Consider the following 17,871-nt stretch of genomic DNA (forward strand, 5'->3'; position numbering starts at 1 on the left):
CTCCCGTCGCCGTCTCGCCGGGTGCCTGCGGGGGGGGGGCGGGCCCGCCCGGCCCCGCGCCCGCCCCCCCCACCACGGGGTAAGGGCCGTAGTGGTTGATGCAACTGACCGACCGGACAGTCCATGCAACAATGCTCCGGCAGCCGCTACCCGTCGGTAACGTAGCCGCCCGCCCCCGCCATGCCCTGCCCTGCCCAGCCGTCCGCGAAGGCACACCGCGATGTCGTACTACCCTCCGCCGCCCTCATATCCCGAGCAGCCAGGACAACCTCACCACTCCTGGCAGGCGCCGCCCCCGCCCCCCGTGCCGCCGGCCGATCCCCGCCGCGAGATACGCGCGCTGAGCGCCGCGTACCAGCGCCTGCGCCGTGTGGCGAGCCTGACCGCCCTCGGGTACTTCGTGCTGTTCCTCCTGCTCTCCGCATATCTGCCGGGGCTGATGACCACCAAGATCACCGGTGGTCTCACCATCGCCCTCATGCTCGGCCTGATCCAGCTGCCGGTGACCCTCATAGCCGTCGCCGCGTACGAGAAGTCCGCGCGCCGCCGGGTCGACCCGCTCGCCGAAGCCGTACGTCTCCAGGCCGACCCGACCACCGAGGGAGCACGCCGATGAGCGGATTCGGCTCCGAGGCCCAGACCATGTCCTTCGTCGCGTTCATCGCGGTGACCACAGTGACCCTGCTGCTGTGCGTGATGACCGGGCCCGACCGCGAAGACCTGGACGAGTTCTACACCGGCTTCCGCTCCCTGACCCCCATGCAGAGCGGACTCGCCATCGCCGGCGACTACATATCCGCCGCGAGCGTGCTGGGCACCATCGGCGTCATCTCGCTGGTCGGCCAGGACGGACTTGTCCTCGCCCTCAGCACCGCGCTCTCCCTGGTGCTGCTGATGTTCCTGCTGGCCGAGCCCCTGCGTAACGCGGGCCGGTTCACCATGGGCGACGTACTCACCCGCCGCGCCCCGAGTCCCGCCGTCCGCATCACCGCATGCCTCGTCACGCTCACCGCACTCTTCCCGTTGCTGATCTTCCAGTTGGCGGGCGCCGGCGATCTGCTGGCCTTCGTCCTCGGCATGGACTCTGCCGGATTCAAGACCGTCTCCATCGTGATTCTCGGCCTGCTGATGATCATCTACGCGGCCATCGGCGGTATGAAGGGCACCGCCTTCATCCAGATCGTCAAGACCGTGGTGCTGTTCGCCGCGGCCATCGCGATCGCCTCGCTCATCCTGCACCGCTTCGACTTCAGCATCCCCTCGCTGCTGGACGCCGCGGCACGCGGAAGCGGTGCGGGCGATGCCTATCTCACACCAGCGCTTCAGTTCGGCGGCGACGGACTCGACATGATCAGTGCCCAGCTGACCGTCGTCCTCGGCGCGGCGTGCCTGCCGCACATCACGATGCGTATGTTCAGCTCCCGCAGCGCACCCGCCGTGCGGCGCTCCATGTCCTGGGCCGTCTCCACCGTGGTCATCATGTGTGTGCTCAGTGCCGTGATCGGCTTCGGAGCCGCCGCGATCGTCGGCCGCCAGCAGATCACGGCCGCCGATCCGCAGGGCAAGACCTCGATCCTGCTGGTCAGTCAGGCGATCATGGGCACCGAGGTGTCCACCTTCGAGACCCTGCTGTTCACCGCGATGGCCACCGCGATCTTCCTGACGCTGCTGGCCTCCGTCGCCGGCATCACGCTCGCCTGTGCCAACACGCTGGCCCACGACCTCATCACACACGGTCTGCGAGGCAAGCAGGTACTGCGCGACAGCACCGAGATGACGATCGCCCGCACGACTGCCGCGGCAGTCGGTCTTGCCGCGATCTTCTTCGCGGCCGGGTCCCGGCACGTGAATCTGCAGGCGATGGTCACCCTTTCCTTCTGCATCGGCGCCTCGGCGGTCGCACCCGCCCTCGTCTACAGCCTCTTCTGGCGGCAGTACAACCGCACCGGGCTACTGAGCACCCTCATAGGCGGCGCGCTGAGCGTCCTGATTCTCATCACCGGCACCACGCTCGTCTCCGGGTCCCCCCAAGCCATCTTCCCGGACGACGACTTCACCTGGTTCCCGTACACCACCACGGGCCTCGTCTCCATCCCTGTCGGATTCCTCGCCGGCTGGCTCGGCACCGTGCTCACCCGCAACAGAACGAGGGTCGGCGGCCTGCCGGAGTACGACTACGACGCGGTCGAGGCTTCCATCCTGGCCGACGCCGCACCGCCCCGTGGATGATCACTGGTGACCGCGCGACAGCGTCGCGCGCCCAAGAATCGGAGTCGTACCCATGGCACGCACTTTCACCGTTTCGGACAGCATCGTCATCGACGCCGACCCGTCGACGATCTATGCCCAGGTCAGCAACCCTGCGCTGATGGGCCGCTGGAGTCCCGAGAACCGCGGCGCGGCGGTGCGCGACGGCCGTGAGCAGGCGTACGTGGGCATGGTCTTCGACGGTTACAACAAGCGAGGAGCCCTTCGCTGGACGACGCGGTGCACGGTGACCGCGGCGGATCCGGGTGAGCGGTTCGCCTTCCGGGTGCACGCCATAGGCAAGCGCCGGCCGGTGATGCCCGGCCGGATCGCCACCTGGGAGTACCGCTTCGAGGCGTTCGACGGCGGGACCCGGGTGACCGAGACCTGGACCGACGACCGGCGGTCCTGGCCCGACTTCCTGGCCCACGCGTTCGACAAGGCCGCGACCCGCGGGCATACGTTCGCCGACTTCCAGCGCCGGAACATCCGGACCACGTTGCGCAATCTCAAGACGGCGATGGAGCCGACGGCCGCCTGACCGACGTCTGCGCCCTCGTCCGGCAAGGGCGAGGGCTCGACCTCAGCCGGTGGAAAGCCCGGCCGCGGAGCTCGCCAGCGCGTCCAGCACCGGTCGGATCAGCGGGTGCAGCTCCGCTCCGCGGCGTACGGCGGCGAACACCCGGCGGGTCGCGGCCGGGCCCGCCACCGGTCGTACGACCGTGTCCTTGAGCTCCATCCCGCGCAGCGCCGATCGCGGCACCAGCGCCACGCCTGCGCCGGCTCCGGCCAGCGCGACAACGGCGCGGAAGTCGTCCGAGGAGTGCACCAGACGGGGCTGGAATCCGGCGAGTTCGCAGGCGAGCAGCACCATGTCGTGGCAGGGATTGCCGGGGTACGGACCGATCCAGTCGCTGTCCGCGAGCTCGGCGAGCTCCACCCGCTCGCCCGCGCCGAGAGGGTGGTCGGCGCGCAGGACGGCGTCGAAAGGCTCCGCATACAGCGGTACGCGTGCCAGCCGCCGATCGCCCTCGCCGGGTGCGCCCCGATACTCGACCGCGACGGCCAGATCCGCCTCGCCGTCGAGCACCAGCGGCAGGCTCTCGTCGCCCTCGGCGTCCCGTACCCGTACCCGGATGTCCGGATGGTCCGCGGCGAGGCGCCCTATGGCCGGGGCGACGACCTCGGCGATGCCCGTGGCGAACGCGGCGACGGTGACCTCACCGGCCGCGCCGCCCGCGTAGGCCGCGAGCTCCGCCTCGGCCCGCTCCAGCTGCGCGAGCACGGCATGGGTGTGGGCCAGCAGGATCTCTCCCGCGGCCGTCAGCCGTACGCCCTTGCCGCTGCGGATCAGCAGGGCATGGCCGGTCTCCTGCTCGAGCGCGTTGAGCTGCTGGGAGACGGCCGAGGGGGTGAGGTACAGCGCGGAAGCCGCGGCGGTCACCGTTCGGTGGTCCGCCACGGCCCGCAGGATACGCAGCCGCCGGGGGTCGATCACCCCGCCATTTTGCCAGCCTCGGTCAGCCCTTCAGCGCCTGGCGTGCGTCGATGAATGCGGCGACGGCCCGCTCCACGTCCTCGGTGGAGTGCGCGGCGGAGAGCTGGACCCGGATCCGGGCCTGACCCATCGGGACGACGGGGTAGGAGAAGCCGATGACGTACACGCCGCGCTCCAGCAGGAGTTCGGCCATCCGGCCGGCCTCTGCGGCGTCGCCGATCATGACGGGGGCGATGGCGTGGTCCCCGGGCAGGATGTCGAAGCCCGCCTCGGTCATCTTCGTACGGAAGAGGGCCGTGTTCGCGTTCAGCCGCTCGCGCAGATCACCGGCGGACTCCAGCAGGTCGAGGACCTTGAGGGAGGCGGCGGCGATCACCGGGGCGAGGGAGTTGGAGAAGAGGTACGGGCGGGAGCGCTGGCGCAGCAGGGCGACGATCTCGGCGCGGGCGGCGACATAGCCGCCGGAGGCGCCGCCGAGCGCCTTGCCGAGGGTGCCGGTGATGATGTCGACGCGGTCCATGACGCCGTGCAGCTCGGGGGTGCCGCGGCCGCCGGGGCCGACGAAGCCGACGGCGTGCGAGTCGTCGACCATGACCATGGCGTCGTAGCGGTCGGCGAGGTCGCAGATCTCGGCGAGCGGAGCCACATAGCCGTCCATGGAGAAGACACCGTCGGTGACGATGAGGCGGCGGCGGGCGTCCTGAGTCTGCTTGAGCTGCTGCTCCAGGTCGGCGAGGTCTCGGTTGGCGTAGCGGTGGCGGCGGGCCTTGGACAGCCGGATGCCGTCGATGATGCTGGCGTGGTTGAGGGCGTCGGAGATCACCGCGTCCTCGGGGCCGAGGACGGTCTCGAAGACACCGCCGTTGGCGTCGAAGCAGGAGGAGTAGAGGATCGTGTCCTCCTGGCCGAGGAACGCCGACAGGCGCGCCTCGAGCTCCTTGTGGACGTCCTGGGTGCCGCAGATGAAGCGGACGGAGGCCATGCCGTAGCCCCAGCGGTCCAGCGCTTCCTTGGCGGCGGCGACGACCTCGGGGTGGTCGGCGAGGCCGAGGTAGTTGTTGGCGCAGAAGTTGAGTACGTCACCGGAAGCGACGGACACGGAGGCGCTCTGCGGCGTGCCGATGACGCGCTCGGGCTTGTAGAGACCGGCGGCGCGGATCTCGTCGAGGGTGGTACGGAGATCGTCGCGGACGGACGCGTACATGGTGGGGCTCCTTACGAAAAAGCTCGGACGAGAGGCTCAGACGGTCCAGTCGAGGATGATCTTGCCGCTGCGGGCGGTGGCAGCCTCGTCGAAGGCTGCGTCGAAGTCCTGGTAGCCGTAACTGCCGGTGATCACCGGGCTGAGGTCGAGTCCGCTCTCGAGCAGCACGGTCATCGCGTACCAGGTCTCGAACATCTCACGGCCGTAGATCCCCTTGATCGTGATCATCGAGGTGACGATCTTCGACCAGTCGACGGCGAACTCCTGCGCGGGCAGGCCCAGCATGGCGATACGTCCGCCGTGGGTCATGTTGTCGACCATGTCCCGCATGGCTTCCGGGCGGCCGGACATCTCCAGGCCGATGTCGAAGCCCTCCTTGAGTCCGAGCTGCCGCTGTGCCTCGGCGATATCGCTCTGGGCGACGTTCAGCGCGAGGGTGGCACCGGCCTTGCGGGCCAGCTGGAGCCGGGACTCGCTCACATCGGTGATCACGACATTGCGCGCGCCGGCATGCCGGGCGACGGCGGCGGCCATGATCCCGATCGGTCCCGCGCCGGTGATCAGTACGTCCTCGCCGACCAGCGGGAAGGAGAGCGCGGTGTGCACGGCGTTCCCGAACGGGTCGAAGATCGCGGCGATGTCCAGGTCGACCGTCGTCCGGTGCACCCACACATTGGAGGCGGGCAGCGCGACGTACTCGGCGAAGGCGCCGTCGCGGCCGACGCCGAGGCCGATGGTGCTACGGCAGAGATGGCGGCGGCCGGCGAGACAGTTGCGGCACTTGCCGCACACCAGATGCCCCTCGCCGCTCACCACGTCGCCGACCGCGATGTCCTCGACGTCCGCGCCGACACGGGCGACTTCGCCCACGAACTCGTGGCCGAGAACGCGGGGCGTGGTGACGGCCTGCTGGGCCCAGCCGTCCCAGGACCTGATGTGCAGGTCGGTGCCGCAGATCCCGGTGCGCAGCACCTTGATCAGCACATCGCCTGCGCCGGTCTCCGGCTCCGGCACGTCCATGAGCCACAGCCCGGGCTCGGCATGCTGCTTGACAAGTGCCTTCATCGGGGCGGCTCCAGGCATCGTGGTGGGGCTGACCGGAGGCAGTGCCGACGGCACCGGTCAGTGGACCTGCACCAATGTGCCCAGCTGTGACTGCAGAGTCCATCGAGGATTTCTTAAGCGGGCCAACAGCAGAGCTTCATGCAGGTCGGCCGGGTGAGAGCAACACGGTGTACGGCGAACGGGGACCGCACAGTGCAAGGCTTCCCGGAACTCCGGCTCCGCCCATTGGATCAGCTCCGGGTCTCGGTCGCACCTCATCGGGCGGCCGGCACGTGCTGCTCAGCCGTGCCGGCAGCGGTTACTCGCGCGGGGATCTGCTCCCCGCCTGGTCCTGACCTGCGGCCCCTGGCCTTGGCCTGGCCCCGGGAATTCGGCGGCACGCTTCCACGCGTATCGAAATGCTTGCGAACGGACCTGCGGTTCGCGATGCTCAAGCTCGTTCACCAACGGAAGGACAGGAACAACTTGGTGAAGAGGACCACGGCGGTGGCTTCGGTCGCCGTTGGCGCAGTCGCTGCCGGCTGCTGAAGACCGGGGCGGCATCCGTCCGGGCGGCCCTGGGGCTGCCGGGCGACGAGCGTGGCGTTCTGCCGGTTTCCGCGGAGTGCTGATCGGGGGCCGCGGCACGGCGGATCGCCGCTGATCCGGCGGGGCCTCTCGCACATCCGGGTGCTGCCATCGGGCATCCCGCGAGAGGCCCCGCCAGGTGCATTCGGGCGGGGCGAAACCGAGCTCCTTGCGGAACGGTCGGGCACATTGCCGCCGAGGATCTTGCGGATGGTGTCCTCGGGCAGACCGCGCCGGTGCAGTGCCTCGGTGCGACGTGCGTCAGTCGATTCCGCGGGCGCTCCGGGCATGGTCTGCCGTGCCGCCCGGCTGACGTGCAACGCGCGCGTCGAGGAGGTCGGGAAGGTGAGCCCTGGACGTTCCGCTCCTGTGCTCGGCCAGGGTTTTGAGCTGCTCACGCAGCTTCTGGTTCTCGGTGTACAGATCGGCGAGTGCCCTGACCTTCGTACGCACCACCCATGGATCGACGGGCTTGACCAGGAAGTCGGAGACGCCGAGGTTGTAGGCACGGGCGGCCAGTTCGTCGTCCCTGCCCAGTCCGGTCATCAGCACGACGGGCAGATTCCTGGTGTGATCCAGTCGTTTGAGATAGGAGAGCACTTCCAGGCCGTCCATCCGCGGCATGACGACGTCGAGGATGACCACTGCGATGCCGCCGCGCAGGACGTTCTTCAGCGCTTCGTCCCCACTGTGTGCCCGTACCACCGGACGCCCCACAGGGCGTAACAGGCTCTCTATCGCGAAGAGGTTGTCCTCGCGGTCGTCCACCACAAGGATCTTCAAGACACAGCCCGCATCCCTAGACCTCCCTCGTCAGGCGGCCACATCAGCGTACGCCGCACGTGCGGCGAGGGCGGCCCCGTCCGTGTCCTTCGGCTCCCGCGGGGCTTCGGGGGTAGAGGCAGTATGAAGCCTCGGGCAGTGCGAAGCACCCGGCGTGGACGGGCTCTTGTTGTCCGGCGCTCCCGAACCGGGCTCTCTGGCGCCGTCAGGCCACGGTGCTCGCCTTCCTGAACAGCAGGCGCGTCAACAGACCGCCACGGTAAGGATTCCGGCGCACCGGCAGTAGTCGCCCGCCCCTCGGGACGGTCCCGGAGACCGTCCGGGGCTCGGCCCTGGGGACAGGGCGTGGCGCGGGGCGGACCTCTCGCGCCTCCCGAAGCGCCTCGGCCAGGCTCACCCGATGCCAGAGAATCTCATCCGGATGGTCCGCCAGGAGCAGCCGCTCCACTACTTCGCGCCCGGCGGGCGAATCCAGGCGCCCGGGGGCGAGTTCGGGCCGGAGCACGCGCAGATGTGAGCGTTCGTAGGGATCGGTCGCCACCTCGGACACCGCGACCGGGTCGAGCACGGAGGCGATCGCCGCCGCGCGCTCCCACGGATCCGCAGTCCTGCGCAGCAGCAGCCCAAGACTCCGCCCCCGCCAGTTGCGTGCGCGCCGGTCCTCACCCGCGTCCAGTACGGCTCGAAGCGCCGGCGGGGTTCTGCCGCTGAGGAGGCCGGGATGGGCGAGGGCGAACTGGCAGACCTCTTCGGCCAGATAGAGCCAGACGACCGCGCGATAGCGGTTCAGATAGAACCGGACCGGGGTGAAGTGGCCAGTGCGGGCGAGCCGGGCGAAGCGCGCCGGGCTGATCGAGATGAGCCGTGCGCCTTCCACCGTGCCGACGGTCCGCACCCGCTCCCGCAGGGTGCCCGGGAATCCTTCCTTCCCGCGCAGCCGGTCGATCTCCTGCTGCTCGACCCTCGGCGGACCGCCGCTCTCGCCGGCTGTGGTGCGAATGTGCCCGAGCTGGACCGCGAGATCGAACTCGCCCCGCTTAAGATCCAGTTCCTGAGAGGCCCGGCCCAGCGCCAGACTGCGCGTTGCTGCTTGCTTCACCGTCATGACGGTCTCCCCCGTGAGGTGTGAATACTCTCGGTGACGACCGTAGCCCGAACCAAGCACATTCCGCCCGGCCTGTGGATAACTGCGGACCGGGCGCCGCCGAGCAGGGTTCCTCCAGGTCAGCGGGGGTCGCCACCTGGCTGCCTGGCGGCAACGCCCAGATGCTCGCCGACCCGGTTGACCATCAGCGTCATCTCGTACGCGACCAGGCCGACGTCGGCGTCGGCGGAGCTGAGTACACACAGGCAACTTCCGTCGCCCGCCGCGGTGACGAAGAGCAGCGCTTCGTCGAACTCGACCATGGTCTGGCGTGCCTTGCCGGCCCGGAAGTGGCGTCCGGAACCCCGGGCGAGGGAGTGCAGACCGGAGGAGACCGCGGCGAGGTGTTCCGCGTCTTCCCGCGCCAGTCCCGTGCTCGCCCCCGTCACCAGGCCGTCGTTGGACAGCACGAGTGCGTGCCGTATGTGTTCGATCCTGTTGGTCAGGTCGTCCAGCAGCCAGTCAAGTCCCTTGTCCAACGCCATGTTGGTCCTCCCCGCTCATACGTTCCCCGTGCCCCGTTGTTGTCCGTAAGCCTTTCGTACGAGGGGCGGCACGGCAAGGTGCGGCTAGCCGACCGAATCCAGCAGCCGGGCCGTATGCATCCGCCCCGCGTACTCGACGAGTCGTACGAGCACCTCCTTTCCCGAGTCCCGGTCGCGCGCATCGCACAGCACGACAGGAGTCCCTCGTTCCAGGTCGAGAGCGCGTGAGACTTCGTGCGCGCCGTACGTGCGTGCGCCGGCGAAGCAGTTGACCGCGACGACGAAGGGAATCCGGCGGTGTTCGAAGTAATCGACAGCGGGGAAGCAGTCCACGAGGCGCCGGGTGTCGGCGAGGACGACTGCTCCCAGCGCCCCCTGGGAAAGCTCGTCCCACAGGAACCAGAAACGGTCCTGCCCCGGAGTCCCGAACAGGTAGAGGGACAGACCCGAGCGAATGGTGATGCGTCCAAAATCCATGGCGACGGTCGTGGTGGTCTTCTTGTCGACTCCCCCGGTGTCGTCGACCGTGCTGCCCGCCTGGCTCAGCTGTTCCTCCGTACGCAGAGGCCGTATCTCACTGACCGAGCCGACCAGAGTGGTCTTGCCGACGCCGAAGCCACCGGCGACGAGTATTTTCAGCGCGAGGTCGGTCGACTCCCCGCCAGTATTTTCAGAGCTCTCGGAAGCCATGTCATTTCTCTCAAGAGTGAGCCCAAGATATCCGGCCCGCCTATGAAACTGGCAGGTCAGAACGGTCTTTGAGGTCTCGGTCAGCTGATTCTCGGCGTTGGTCCATGCCAGTACGCAGACAGCATGGCAAGCGCGGCCCTGTCCCGAGGGAAGGGATCGCTATTAGAGCGTTGTGACTGATACGGGTCCAGTCGATGCCCGAACCAGCGCGCAATTCGATCCTGTCCCGGCGGGGCACGGGTGGATATTCGCTGGCGGGCGCGGGCGCCGCTGGTGAGGATCGGGGCATGCCCACATTCCTGGTGACCGATCGTCTGGCGCTTCGCCCGTTCAGCGAGGCCGATGTGGACCATCTGCTCGACCTCGACAACGATCCTGAGGTCATGCGTTTCATCAACGGAGGCCGGCCGACGACGCGGGAAGCGGTCCGTGCCGAGTCCCTGCCCCGCTTTCTCCGTCACTATCCGTGTATCGACAACCGCGCGTTCTGGGCGGCCGAGGAGCGGACCACGAAGGAGTTTCTGGGCTGGTTCGTCTTCCGGCCGCTGGACGACCACAGCAGTGCGGTGGTCGAACTGGGCTACCGGCTCGGCAGGGCCGCATGGGGCCGCGGCCATGCCACGGAAGGCTCGCGCGCGCTGATCCATAAGGGCTTCTCCGAACTCGGCGTGGAACGGGTGGTCGCGAACACGATGACGGCCAACGCCCGTTCGCGCCGCGTGATGGAGAAGGCGGGTCTCACCTACGTCCGGACCTTCTTCGAGGAGTGGCCCGACATCATCGAAGGCTCCGAGCTCGGCGATGTCGAGTACGAGCTGACCAGGGCCGACTGGCAGCTGAGCACGAGGTCTTGAGCGGCTCGAGGCTGGATCGGCTTCATGGGGTCAGCGGGTTCGGCGGCGGGGGCGCCCTACAGAGCCCGCAGGCCTGCGATCACCTCCCTGAGGACCTTCTCGTCGGGCAGCTGCGTCGGCGGCACGGGACGGCTGACCCTGATATAGCCCGCTTCGAGCAGATCACCGAGGAGAACGCGTACGACACCGACCGGGAGGTCCGCGTCGGCAGCGAGTTCCGCGACGGACTGCGTCTCGCAGCGGCAGAGGGTGAGCAGCGCGCGGTGTTCGGGCCCGAGGAGGGACTCCTCCGCCGAGCCGGGGGCATCGGCGGCGATGTCGACGAGGGCGATCAGGTCGAACCGTACGTTGCTGGGACCCGGCTTGGTCCGCCCGCCGGTCATCGCGTACGGGCGGACGAGCGGGCCTGCGTCGGCGTCGTACCACTGACTGCCACACATATCGGCCATGTCGGTCACGTCGTTCACGCCGTCACATCGCGGTGATGCGCGGCGGGGTGCGCAGATGCTCGCCGACGCGTTTGACGAGGCGGGCCATCTCATAGGCGATCAGGCCGATGTCGGCGACGACAGAGGTGAGCACGGCGAGGCAGGAGCCGTCTCCCGCGGCCGCCACGAAGAGGAAGCCGTCGTCCATCTCGACCATCGTCTGGCGTACGCCGCCGGCGTGGAAATGTCGCCCCGCGCCCTTGGCCAGGCTGTGGAATCCGGAGGCGACGGCGGCCAGGTGCTCGGCATCCTCGCGGGTCAGCGCCGTCGACGCGCCGACCGGCAGGCCGTCGTTGGACAGCACGACCGCGTGGCGGACTTCGCCGACTCGCAGTACGAGGTCGTCCAGCAGCCAGTCGAGGTCGCCGAGAGTTTGGCGGGCTGGGGCTGACTCGTGCTCGGTCATGCTTCGTCTCCTTCGCTGCCGGGGGCGGCCGTGCCGGGGGCGGCGCCGCCGCCCCGGGTCCAGCCGTTGCGGTACGCCGTCATGCGGTCCCGTACCTGTTCGGGGGTGCGTTCCGGGCTGTTGTCGGCGCCCGCGAGATCAACCGGCTCCTCGGCCTTGGGCTCCTCGCGCAGTTGCGGGACGAGGTGCGCCTGCCTGACCCTGCGCGGCAGTTCGCCGTCCGCGGTCTGCGGCGGGGCGCCGCGCAGGCGCAGCGCGGTGACGCCGGGCGGGACGGGGGTCACGGTCTGCGCTTCGAGCACCGGTCGTGGCACCGGTCGTGGCACCGGGGCCGGGACTGGTGCGCCGTTGGTGCGCGGGGCGGGCTCGGTCGGCGCGGCCGCGGGTTTCCCGTCGCCGGGGCCCGGGTCGCCGCGGGTGCCCGGCGGGGCCGGGAGGGCGCTCTGCAGCAGCGAGGTCGGCAGCAGCACCACCGCGGTGGTGCCGCCGTACGGCGAGGTGCGCAGCTGGACCTTGATCTCGCGGCGGAAGGCGAGCCGGCTGACGACGAAGAGGCCGAGCCGGTCACTGTCGAAGAGGTCGAGTGCTTCGGACTCCGCCAGTCTGCGGTTGGCCTCGGCGAGAACGTCCTTGCCCATGCCGAGGCCGCGGTCCTCGACCTCGAGGGCGTAGCCGTTGCCGACGGGCTCACCGCTGATGCGCACCTTGGTGTGCGGCGGGGAGAACTGTGCGGCGTTCTCGACGAGTTCGGCCAGCAGATGGGTGACGTCGGCGACGGCGGTTCCGGCAATGGCGGTCTCGGGCAGTTGCCGCACCTCCACGCGCGCGTAGTCCTCGATTTCTGAGACGGCGGCCCGTACGACGCTGGTCAACGGGACGGGCGTGCGCCAGGCTCGCCCCGGCGCCGCGCCGGACAGGATGATCAGGCTTTCGGCGTGCCGCCGCATACGGGTGGTGAGATGGTCGAGGCGGAAGAGGTCGCCGAGTTCGTTCGGATCGTCGGCGCGGCGCTCCATGGTGTCGAGCAGGGTGAGCTGGCGGTGGACCAGGATCTGGCTGCGGCGCGCGAGGTTGACGAAGACTCCCGAGATGCTGCCGGCGAGTTCGGCGCGTTCGACGGCGGCGCTCAGCGCGGCCCGGTGGACGGTTCCGAGTGCCTCGCCGACCTGGCCGATCTCGTCCTCGGCGGGGCGTCCCGGCGGGGCTTCGGCCTGGATGTCGATCTCCTCGCCGGTGCGCAGCCGGCGCATGGCGTGGGGCAGTTTGTGCCGGGCGATCTCGAGTGCGGTGTTACGCAGGCTGATCAGTTCTACGACGAGGGCACGGCCGATGCGTACGGAGATGACCAAGGAGGCGACGACGGCGGCGAGTCCGAGGAGCACGGCAGCTCCGGCCGGGGTGAGGATTCCGTTCGCCACCGGGTCGGACCGGTCTGCTGCAGCGCGGCGGGCGTCCGTCTCGATGGCGCGCAGCCCGTCACCGACGGCCGCATGGGCCTTGTCCCAGGCTTCGGCCGGGACGACATGTGCCGCCTTGTGGCCTGCGGGCGCGGCGAGCACCTTGTCCTCGGCCGCCTGAAGCTGCCGGTAGGGGCTCTGCTGAGTGAGTTCTCGCCAGGCGGCGCGCTCGGGGCCGCGCAGATCGGTGACGGCCGATTCGGCGAGGCTCCGGCGGGTCCAGACGGCTCCGGTGAACAGCCGCTGACGCTCCACACCGAGGGACTTGGTGAGCTGCGCGGACGTGAGCAGAGCGTCCTCCCGGGCGAACATCTCGCCGGCCCGGGCGAACTCCAGGAGGACGCGGGCGTCGGAGCCGGGCCCGGTGTCCTGGATGCCGGTGAGTGCGCCGGAGACGCTGAAAGCGGCGGTGACGGCGGCGGTGTACTGCTCGTAGGTCGCGCTCCAGGTGGCCTTGCGGTCGAGGACGGCGGTGCGCAGGGTGCGCACTTTCTCGGCGCGGGTGACAAATTGGTCGAGGCGTCCCGCGACGGCGGCCGGCATGTCGCCGCCGGCGGCGACCGTGTGCTCGCCGTCGAGGAACAGCCCCTTCATGGCGTCGTCGGTGCGCCGGGCCTCCTGCTGGAGTGCGGCCGCACGCTCGTCGGACGGTGCCGCCACCTGGCGTACCGCTGCGCGCCGTTCGGCTTGCAGAGCCGCGACGGCGGCGGCGACGGGTTCGCGGACCTGGGTGTCGACGCGCTGCAGCTGGCGCAGTCGCGACACGTCCTGGGCGGTGGTGACGGTGGCGAATCCCCAGAGCGCGAGCAGCGAGACGACGGGCACCATCAGCAGAGAGATGATCTTCGCGCGTACGGTTCCGGGGCGCAGCAGCCATCGACCGCCGGTGTCGGCCGGGGGCGGGGGTGCGTCGGTCCGTAGCACCTGTCCGGTGTGTTCGACGGCGGGCGGCCCGGCATGTGCGCGTCGTCCGCGGGCTGCCGCCGCGGATGCGGGCGGCAGTGGGGGCGGGGGCGTGTTGGTGTCGGCGCCCGAAGTCCTGCGGGGTGTGCGCATGGCCTCCTCGTTCCGGGTACGGGGCTGGGGGGTGCGGCGGCAGCCGGGCCGGCTAGGCGGTGGCGGTCGTGGTGGTGGTCGGGGGACCGTTGGTGCTTGAGGGTTCGGCCGCAGGGGCGGGGGCGGATGCGGGGGCGGATGCGGGGTCGGTGGCGGGGTCGGTGGCGGGGTCGGATGTGGTCGGCCGCCCGGCCGAGGTATAGGCGGCGTGCTCGCGTGCTGTCGGGGAGAGCGCGACGAAGGCGGCGGTGACGAAGAGGTACGACCCGAGGCCGACGGCGAGGGGGAAGATGAACTGCATCGCCGCGGCCCCGGGCAGTTCGCCACCGGAAGGGGCGACCCGCACGCTGACCGCGAGCATTCCGGTGTAGTGCATGCTGCTGACCGCCGCTCCCATGACGAGCGAGGCGACGGCGACCGCGACCGGTGACTTGATGTTGAGCGCCGCCCACAGGGCCGCGGTCGCGGCGACCACGGCGATGACGACGGAGAGCGCGACGAGCAGCGGGTCGTAGTGGACCGAGCCGTGCAGCCGCAGGGCGGCCATGCCCAGGTAGTGCATGCTGGCCACGCCGAGCCCCGTGGTGAGCCCGCCGATCAGCAGTGCTGTGACGCGGTCACGCCCGAAACCGACGCAGAAGACGCCGGCGCCGACGACGAGCATGGCGACGAGCAGGCTGAGGATGGTCAGCGGCACGTTGTAGTGGATGTCGGTGCCGGTGACGGCGAAACCGAGCATCGCGACGAAGTGCATCGTCCAGATACCGGTGCCGATCGCGGACGCGGCTGTGATGAGCCAGTTGCGGCGGGAGCGGCCGCTCGTGCCGAGCGCGCGCACGGTGCAGCGCAGCCCGAGGGCGGCGCCGATGACGGCCATCGCGTACGACAGCACGGGGGTCAGCAAACCGAATGCGGCGTGGTCCAGGTGTCCCATGGCTCATGGACGCTAGACCCGGAGGGGGCGCGCGCTGGGGGCGCGTTTCGAAAGCTGATGGAATATGACAGAGAGATGTTTCTGAACGATCGTGCCGCGCTCGAACATGTGCACCGCCGGTCGCCCAGGCGCTGAGGGATCATGTCCTCATGGCCGACGACCACACACATGTGCAGGAGTTCTTCAGCGCCCGCGCCGCCGACTGGGACGCGCACTTCCCCGACGACGGTCCGGCTTACACCGCCGCCGTCGCCGAGCTGGGGCTGTGTCCCGGCGACGCCGTGCTCGACGCAGGCTGCGGCACCGGCCGCGCCCTGGCTCCCCTGCGGTCCGCCGTGGGAGCGCAGGGCACAGTGCTCGGGGCCGATCTGACACCCGCGATGCTGGAGGCAGCGGTACGCGCGGGGCGCCGGAGCAGCGGACTGCTGCTGCTCGCCGATGTGGCCCGGCTGCCGCTGCGCGACGAGTCGCTCGACGCCGTGTTTGCTGCGGGCCTCATCGCCCACCTTCCACAACCGGACGTGAATCTGCGGGAGTTGGCGCGGGTCGTGCGACCGGGCGGCAGGCTCGCACTGTTCCACCCCATCGGCAGGGCGGCCCTCGCTGCCCGCCAGGGCCGGCAGATCACCGAGGATGATCTGCGCGCCGAGCCCAGTCTCCGTCCGCTGCTGGCCGGTTCGGGCTGGCGGATGACCTCGTACGTGGACGAGGACGCCCGCTTCCTGGCCCTGGCGGTCCGTCAGGACTGAACCGTCAGAGCTGAACCGTCAGGACTGAGCCGTCAGGACTGAGCCGTCAGGACTGAGCCGTCGGCTACCGCTCGTACGAACGCCGCCGGATTGTCGAACATGACGTTGTGACCGGCGTCCGGGACGGTCAGCACTCGTACTCCACAGGCCACCAGCTCTTCGTGACCAGGGAGTTCACCGCTGCGCGCGCCCTGCAGGTATGTGCGGTCCACCGGCAGCTCCATGAGCATGCGGCGCATCATGGGGCGCGTACCGCTCATCAGTCCTGCCGCACTGCGGTACAGGCCGAGCGGGTCCGCCAGGCGCATGGTCGCCGACCAGACAGGACCGACCCGCTCGAGTACGCGCGCGAAGCCGCCACCGTGGACGAACTCCTCCTCGCTGTATGTGGCGATTCCGCTGCTGCCCGCCGTCACCGGCGGGTTCGGGTCGAGGTCGCCCTCCGTGACCACCAGCCGAGCCACCAGATCCGGGCGACGGTACGCGAGCACGATGGCGACAGCACCGCCCATGCTGTGCCCGACGAGCTCCGCGCCGCGCACACCTGCCGCGTCGAGTGCGGCGGCGAGCGCGGCCGCGTGGTCCTCCAGCGTGTAGCCGAAGTCCGCGGGCCGGTCGCTGAGACCGTGTCCGGGCAGATCGACGAAGAGCGAGCGGCGGCCGGCCAGTGCCGGGTGGGCGGCGATATGCGTGTAGTACGCCGACGAAGCCGCGCCGAGCCCGTGCACAAATACCCTCGGCGGCCCCTCGCCCGCCGCCTCCGTCCAGCGAATGAGGCTGCCCTGCGCGTCGAATCGGGCCTGTCGCACTGTCGATCTCCCCTGCTCGTCGATGCCGTGCTCTCCGTCTGTTCCGCGTGCAGCATACCTCGGTGTCGATGTATTGCGCTATCGATGTACACCGCTCTTGCGGCAGAATGCAGGCATGCTCGAACTCGCCATCCTCGGTTTTCTCTGTGACGCCCCGCTCCACGGCTATGAACTGCGCAAACGCATCACCGCACTGACCGGGCATGTGCGGCCGGTCGCCGAGAGCACGCTGTATCCCGCGATCAAACGGCTCGAGAAGTCAGGTCTGCTCGCGCGCGAGACCCAGCCCGGATCGGTCGCCGCGCCCCGCCATGTCCTGAGCCTCACCGCCGACGGGCGGCGTGAGCTGCGGCGTCGGCTCGCAGAGCCCGCGCAGAGCGAAATCACCGACGAGAACCGGTGGTTCACCCTGCTCGCATTCCTGCGGCATCTCGAGGACACCGAGGCGCAGGCGACGGTACTGCGGCGGCGGCTGGCGTTTCTGGAGGAGCCGGCCAGCTTCTTCTACGAGGGTGAACGTCCCCTGCGTGCGGAGGAGTTGGACGATCCCTTCCGCCGCGGCATACTCACGATCGCCCGCGCCACCAGTGAGGCGGAGCTGAAGTGGTTGCGGACCACGATCCGCTCCCTTGCCCAGGGGCGCTGACGCCGGGCGCGCAGCACACGCCGTTCCCCTTTCGGTCGCCGCAGGTCCAACTTCGCGCAGGGATGCAAGACTTGAAAGATCGGCGGCAGCCGCCGCCCTGGAGGAAGGTGGTCCGGGTGTTCAGCAGACTCCGCAGGCTCCGCAAGTTCCTCGCGTACCGCCCGGACGAAGCACCGGTCGCACGACCTCCGGTGCGGCAGCACAACATATTCGAGGCCGCGGCAGTCTATGTGTCCGGGTGCGCGGACGACGATCAGGAGCAGATCGACGAGGCGGTGACCTGGGTGTCCCCGGAGGCGCTCTCCTTCGGCGTCAGCGAACTGGCCTGCCGCGCGGTCATCGCCCTCGCCCGCGAGCGGGACGAGTCTCCGCAGACCGTGGCGCGTAGTCTCCTCGGCCTGCCCGCCGCCTGACATCGGAACCGGACAGGTCGTAGCGGGCGAGGCCTCAGCCGGGCTCAGCCCCGTACGCTCGGCATGGGCGAGCCGTTCCTTGACCTCGCGCAGGGTCCGCGGCCGGTAGCCGGGGCCGCAGCAGCGGCCCTGCCGGAAGCACAGGCCCGCGCCGAGCACGGCCGACAGCGCACGCCGGCCCGCTACGTCCCGGCGGCGCGGCGCGGCGAGAGCGGAGCCCGCGTTCAGCAACGGGCCGCCGCACCGCGGGCAGAGATCGGTGTGGCCTTGAGGTAGTCGGGTGCCTTCTTGAAGGAAGCCCGGCAGGGCAGGCAGATGAAGTGGGACGTGGATCCGGCCATGGGGCGATGCTGGGACCCCGGTGCGGAACAGGCCG

At 69.8% G+C, this 17,871-nt stretch carries 20 protein-coding genes; 8 read left to right on the forward strand and 12 right to left on the reverse strand.

The window, feature by feature from the left end:
• Positions 1-220: 220 nt before the first annotated feature.
• The 3 genes from ACFWDI_RS11770 to ACFWDI_RS11780 are packed head-to-tail and all read left to right on the forward strand — an operon-like array spanning position 221 to position 2,788.
• Entirely contained in the window at positions 221-616 is a 396-nt protein-coding gene (locus ACFWDI_RS11770) for a DUF485 domain-containing protein (RefSeq protein WP_327327636.1), read from the forward strand.
• Positions 613-2,229 carry a cation acetate symporter gene (locus ACFWDI_RS11775; RefSeq protein WP_385303149.1) on the forward strand — a complete coding sequence of 539 codons (1,617 nt, stop codon included), beginning with the start codon at positions 613-615 and terminating at the stop codon, positions 2,227-2,229. Before ACFWDI_RS11770 ends, ACFWDI_RS11775 begins: the two co-directional genes overlap by 4 nt.
• Positions 2,230-2,281: 52 nt before the next feature.
• Positions 2,282-2,788 carry an SRPBCC family protein gene (locus tag ACFWDI_RS11780; RefSeq protein WP_385303150.1) on the forward strand — a complete coding sequence of 169 codons (507 nt, stop codon included), beginning with the start codon at positions 2,282-2,284 and terminating at the stop codon, positions 2,786-2,788.
• A 42-nt stretch (positions 2,789-2,830) separates the two neighbouring features.
• On the opposite strand, the gene ACFWDI_RS11785 is transcribed toward ACFWDI_RS11780, so the two are convergent.
• From ACFWDI_RS11785 to ACFWDI_RS11815, 7 genes are all read right to left on the reverse strand, one after another.
• On the reverse strand, positions 2,831-3,745 hold the full coding sequence (locus ACFWDI_RS11785; protein WP_385303152.1) for a LysR substrate-binding domain-containing protein: 915 nt from the start codon (positions 3,743-3,745) through the stop codon (positions 2,831-2,833).
• 22 nt (positions 3,746-3,767) lie between these two features.
• Positions 3,768-4,949 carry a glycine C-acetyltransferase gene (locus ACFWDI_RS11790; protein ID WP_385303154.1) on the reverse strand — a complete coding sequence of 394 codons (1,182 nt, stop codon included), beginning with the start codon at positions 4,947-4,949 and terminating at the stop codon, positions 3,768-3,770.
• Positions 4,950-4,985: 36 nt separating this feature from the next.
• Positions 4,986-6,014, reverse strand: a complete 1,029-nt coding sequence (tdh, locus tag ACFWDI_RS11795; RefSeq protein WP_385303156.1) for an L-threonine 3-dehydrogenase — start codon at positions 6,012-6,014, stop codon at positions 4,986-4,988.
• A gap of 828 nt (positions 6,015-6,842) precedes the next feature.
• Positions 6,843-7,364, reverse strand: a complete 522-nt coding sequence (locus ACFWDI_RS11800) for a response regulator (RefSeq protein WP_362683858.1) — start codon at positions 7,362-7,364, stop codon at positions 6,843-6,845.
• Between the two features lie 205 nt (positions 7,365-7,569).
• Complete coding sequence (locus tag ACFWDI_RS11805) at positions 7,570-8,469, reverse strand: DUF6397 family protein (protein ID WP_385303158.1); 900 nt, start codon at positions 8,467-8,469, stop codon at positions 7,570-7,572.
• Between the two features lie 119 nt (positions 8,470-8,588).
• Entirely contained in the window at positions 8,589-8,993 is a 405-nt protein-coding gene (locus ACFWDI_RS11810) for a roadblock/LC7 domain-containing protein (RefSeq protein ID WP_362683852.1), read from the reverse strand.
• Positions 8,994-9,077: 84 nt separating this feature from the next.
• Positions 9,078-9,683, reverse strand: a complete 606-nt coding sequence (locus ACFWDI_RS11815) for an ATP/GTP-binding protein (protein WP_385303159.1) — start codon at positions 9,681-9,683, stop codon at positions 9,078-9,080.
• A 287-nt stretch (positions 9,684-9,970) separates the two neighbouring features.
• Here ACFWDI_RS11815 and ACFWDI_RS11820 point away from each other — a divergent pair, with 287 nt between their 5' ends.
• On the forward strand, positions 9,971-10,537 hold the full coding sequence (locus ACFWDI_RS11820; RefSeq protein ID WP_385303160.1) for a GNAT family N-acetyltransferase: 567 nt from the start codon (positions 9,971-9,973) through the stop codon (positions 10,535-10,537).
• Between the two features lie 56 nt (positions 10,538-10,593).
• Here ACFWDI_RS11820 and ACFWDI_RS11825 read toward each other — a convergent pair whose 3' ends face one another.
• The 4 genes from ACFWDI_RS11825 to ACFWDI_RS11840 are packed head-to-tail and all read right to left on the reverse strand — an operon-like array spanning position 10,594 to position 14,878.
• A complete protein-coding gene (locus ACFWDI_RS11825; protein ID WP_385303277.1) occupies positions 10,594-10,986 on the reverse strand; it encodes a DUF742 domain-containing protein in 393 nt (130 codons plus the stop codon).
• A 22-nt stretch (positions 10,987-11,008) separates the two neighbouring features.
• A complete protein-coding gene (locus ACFWDI_RS11830) occupies positions 11,009-11,431 on the reverse strand; it encodes a roadblock/LC7 domain-containing protein (RefSeq protein ID WP_385303162.1) in 423 nt (140 codons plus the stop codon).
• Positions 11,428-13,944: a nitrate- and nitrite sensing domain-containing protein gene (locus tag ACFWDI_RS11835; RefSeq protein ID WP_385303163.1), complete on the reverse strand. Its 2,517-nt coding sequence runs from the start codon at positions 13,942-13,944 to the stop codon at positions 11,428-11,430. The genes ACFWDI_RS11830 and ACFWDI_RS11835 overlap by 4 nt, the downstream gene beginning before the upstream one ends.
• Positions 13,945-13,996: 52 nt before the next feature.
• Positions 13,997-14,878, reverse strand: a complete 882-nt coding sequence (locus tag ACFWDI_RS11840) for an MHYT domain-containing protein (RefSeq protein ID WP_385303164.1) — start codon at positions 14,876-14,878, stop codon at positions 13,997-13,999.
• A gap of 149 nt (positions 14,879-15,027) precedes the next feature.
• Here ACFWDI_RS11840 and ACFWDI_RS11845 point away from each other — a divergent pair, with 149 nt between their 5' ends.
• Positions 15,028-15,627: a class I SAM-dependent methyltransferase gene (locus ACFWDI_RS11845; RefSeq protein ID WP_385303165.1), complete on the forward strand. Its 600-nt coding sequence runs from the start codon at positions 15,028-15,030 to the stop codon at positions 15,625-15,627.
• Positions 15,628-15,659: 32 nt separating this feature from the next.
• Here the strand turns inward: ACFWDI_RS11845 and ACFWDI_RS11850 are convergent, their stop codons facing one another.
• Complete coding sequence (locus ACFWDI_RS11850; RefSeq protein WP_385303166.1) at positions 15,660-16,436, reverse strand: alpha/beta fold hydrolase; 777 nt, start codon at positions 16,434-16,436, stop codon at positions 15,660-15,662.
• Between the two features lie 115 nt (positions 16,437-16,551).
• On the opposite strand from ACFWDI_RS11850, the gene ACFWDI_RS11855 reads away from it, so the two are divergent.
• From ACFWDI_RS11855 to ACFWDI_RS11865, 3 genes are all read left to right on the forward strand, one after another.
• The gene (locus ACFWDI_RS11855) at positions 16,552-17,082 is read left to right on the forward strand and encodes a PadR family transcriptional regulator (RefSeq protein ID WP_385303167.1); all 531 of its coding nucleotides are present in this window, start codon (positions 16,552-16,554) and stop codon (positions 17,080-17,082) included.
• 116 nt (positions 17,083-17,198) lie between these two features.
• Positions 17,199-17,495, forward strand: a complete 297-nt coding sequence (locus tag ACFWDI_RS11860; RefSeq protein ID WP_385303168.1) for a hypothetical protein — start codon at positions 17,199-17,201, stop codon at positions 17,493-17,495.
• Positions 17,496-17,558: 63 nt separating this feature from the next.
• Positions 17,559-17,771, forward strand: a complete 213-nt coding sequence (locus ACFWDI_RS11865; RefSeq protein WP_385303170.1) for a hypothetical protein — start codon at positions 17,559-17,561, stop codon at positions 17,769-17,771.
• The last annotated feature ends 100 nt before the right edge of the window (positions 17,772-17,871 follow it).

This window comes from Streptomyces sp. NPDC060064 (genome assembly GCF_042736455.1).
Lineage (GTDB): Bacteria > Actinomycetota > Actinomycetes > Streptomycetales > Streptomycetaceae > Streptomyces.

Excerpts from the sequence above, each read along its gene's own strand:
- ACFWDI_RS11770 (WP_327327636.1), top strand. The coding sequence starts at position 221 with ATGTCGTACTACCCTCCGCCGCCCTCATATCCCGAGCAGCCAGGACAA.
- ACFWDI_RS11775 (WP_385303149.1), top strand. The coding sequence starts at position 613 with ATGAGCGGATTCGGCTCCGAGGCCCAGACCATGTCCTTCGTCGCGTTC.
- ACFWDI_RS11780 (WP_385303150.1), top strand. The coding sequence starts at position 2,282 with ATGGCACGCACTTTCACCGTTTCGGACAGCATCGTCATCGACGCCGAC.
- ACFWDI_RS11790 (WP_385303154.1), bottom strand. The coding sequence starts at position 4,949 with ATGTACGCGTCCGTCCGCGACGATCTCCGTACCACCCTCGACGAGATC.
- tdh (WP_385303156.1), bottom strand. The coding sequence starts at position 6,014 with ATGAAGGCACTTGTCAAGCAGCATGCCGAGCCCGGGCTGTGGCTCATG.
- ACFWDI_RS11805 (WP_385303158.1), bottom strand. The coding sequence starts at position 8,469 with ATGACGGTGAAGCAAGCAGCAACGCGCAGTCTGGCGCTGGGCCGGGCC.
- ACFWDI_RS11810 (WP_362683852.1), bottom strand. The coding sequence starts at position 8,993 with ATGGCGTTGGACAAGGGACTTGACTGGCTGCTGGACGACCTGACCAAC.
- ACFWDI_RS11815 (WP_385303159.1), bottom strand. The coding sequence starts at position 9,683 with ATGGCTTCCGAGAGCTCTGAAAATACTGGCGGGGAGTCGACCGACCTC.
- ACFWDI_RS11820 (WP_385303160.1), top strand. The coding sequence starts at position 9,971 with ATGCCCACATTCCTGGTGACCGATCGTCTGGCGCTTCGCCCGTTCAGC.
- ACFWDI_RS11825 (WP_385303277.1), bottom strand. The coding sequence starts at position 10,986 with ATGGCCGATATGTGTGGCAGTCAGTGGTACGACGCCGACGCAGGCCCG.
- ACFWDI_RS11830 (WP_385303162.1), bottom strand. The coding sequence starts at position 11,431 with ATGACCGAGCACGAGTCAGCCCCAGCCCGCCAAACTCTCGGCGACCTC.
- ACFWDI_RS11835 (WP_385303163.1), bottom strand. The coding sequence starts at position 13,944 with ATGCGCACACCCCGCAGGACTTCGGGCGCCGACACCAACACGCCCCCG.
- ACFWDI_RS11840 (WP_385303164.1), bottom strand. The coding sequence starts at position 14,878 with ATGGGACACCTGGACCACGCCGCATTCGGTTTGCTGACCCCCGTGCTG.
- ACFWDI_RS11845 (WP_385303165.1), top strand. The coding sequence starts at position 15,028 with ATGGCCGACGACCACACACATGTGCAGGAGTTCTTCAGCGCCCGCGCC.
- ACFWDI_RS11855 (WP_385303167.1), top strand. The coding sequence starts at position 16,552 with ATGCTCGAACTCGCCATCCTCGGTTTTCTCTGTGACGCCCCGCTCCAC.
- ACFWDI_RS11865 (WP_385303170.1), top strand. The coding sequence starts at position 17,559 with ATGGGCGAGCCGTTCCTTGACCTCGCGCAGGGTCCGCGGCCGGTAGCC.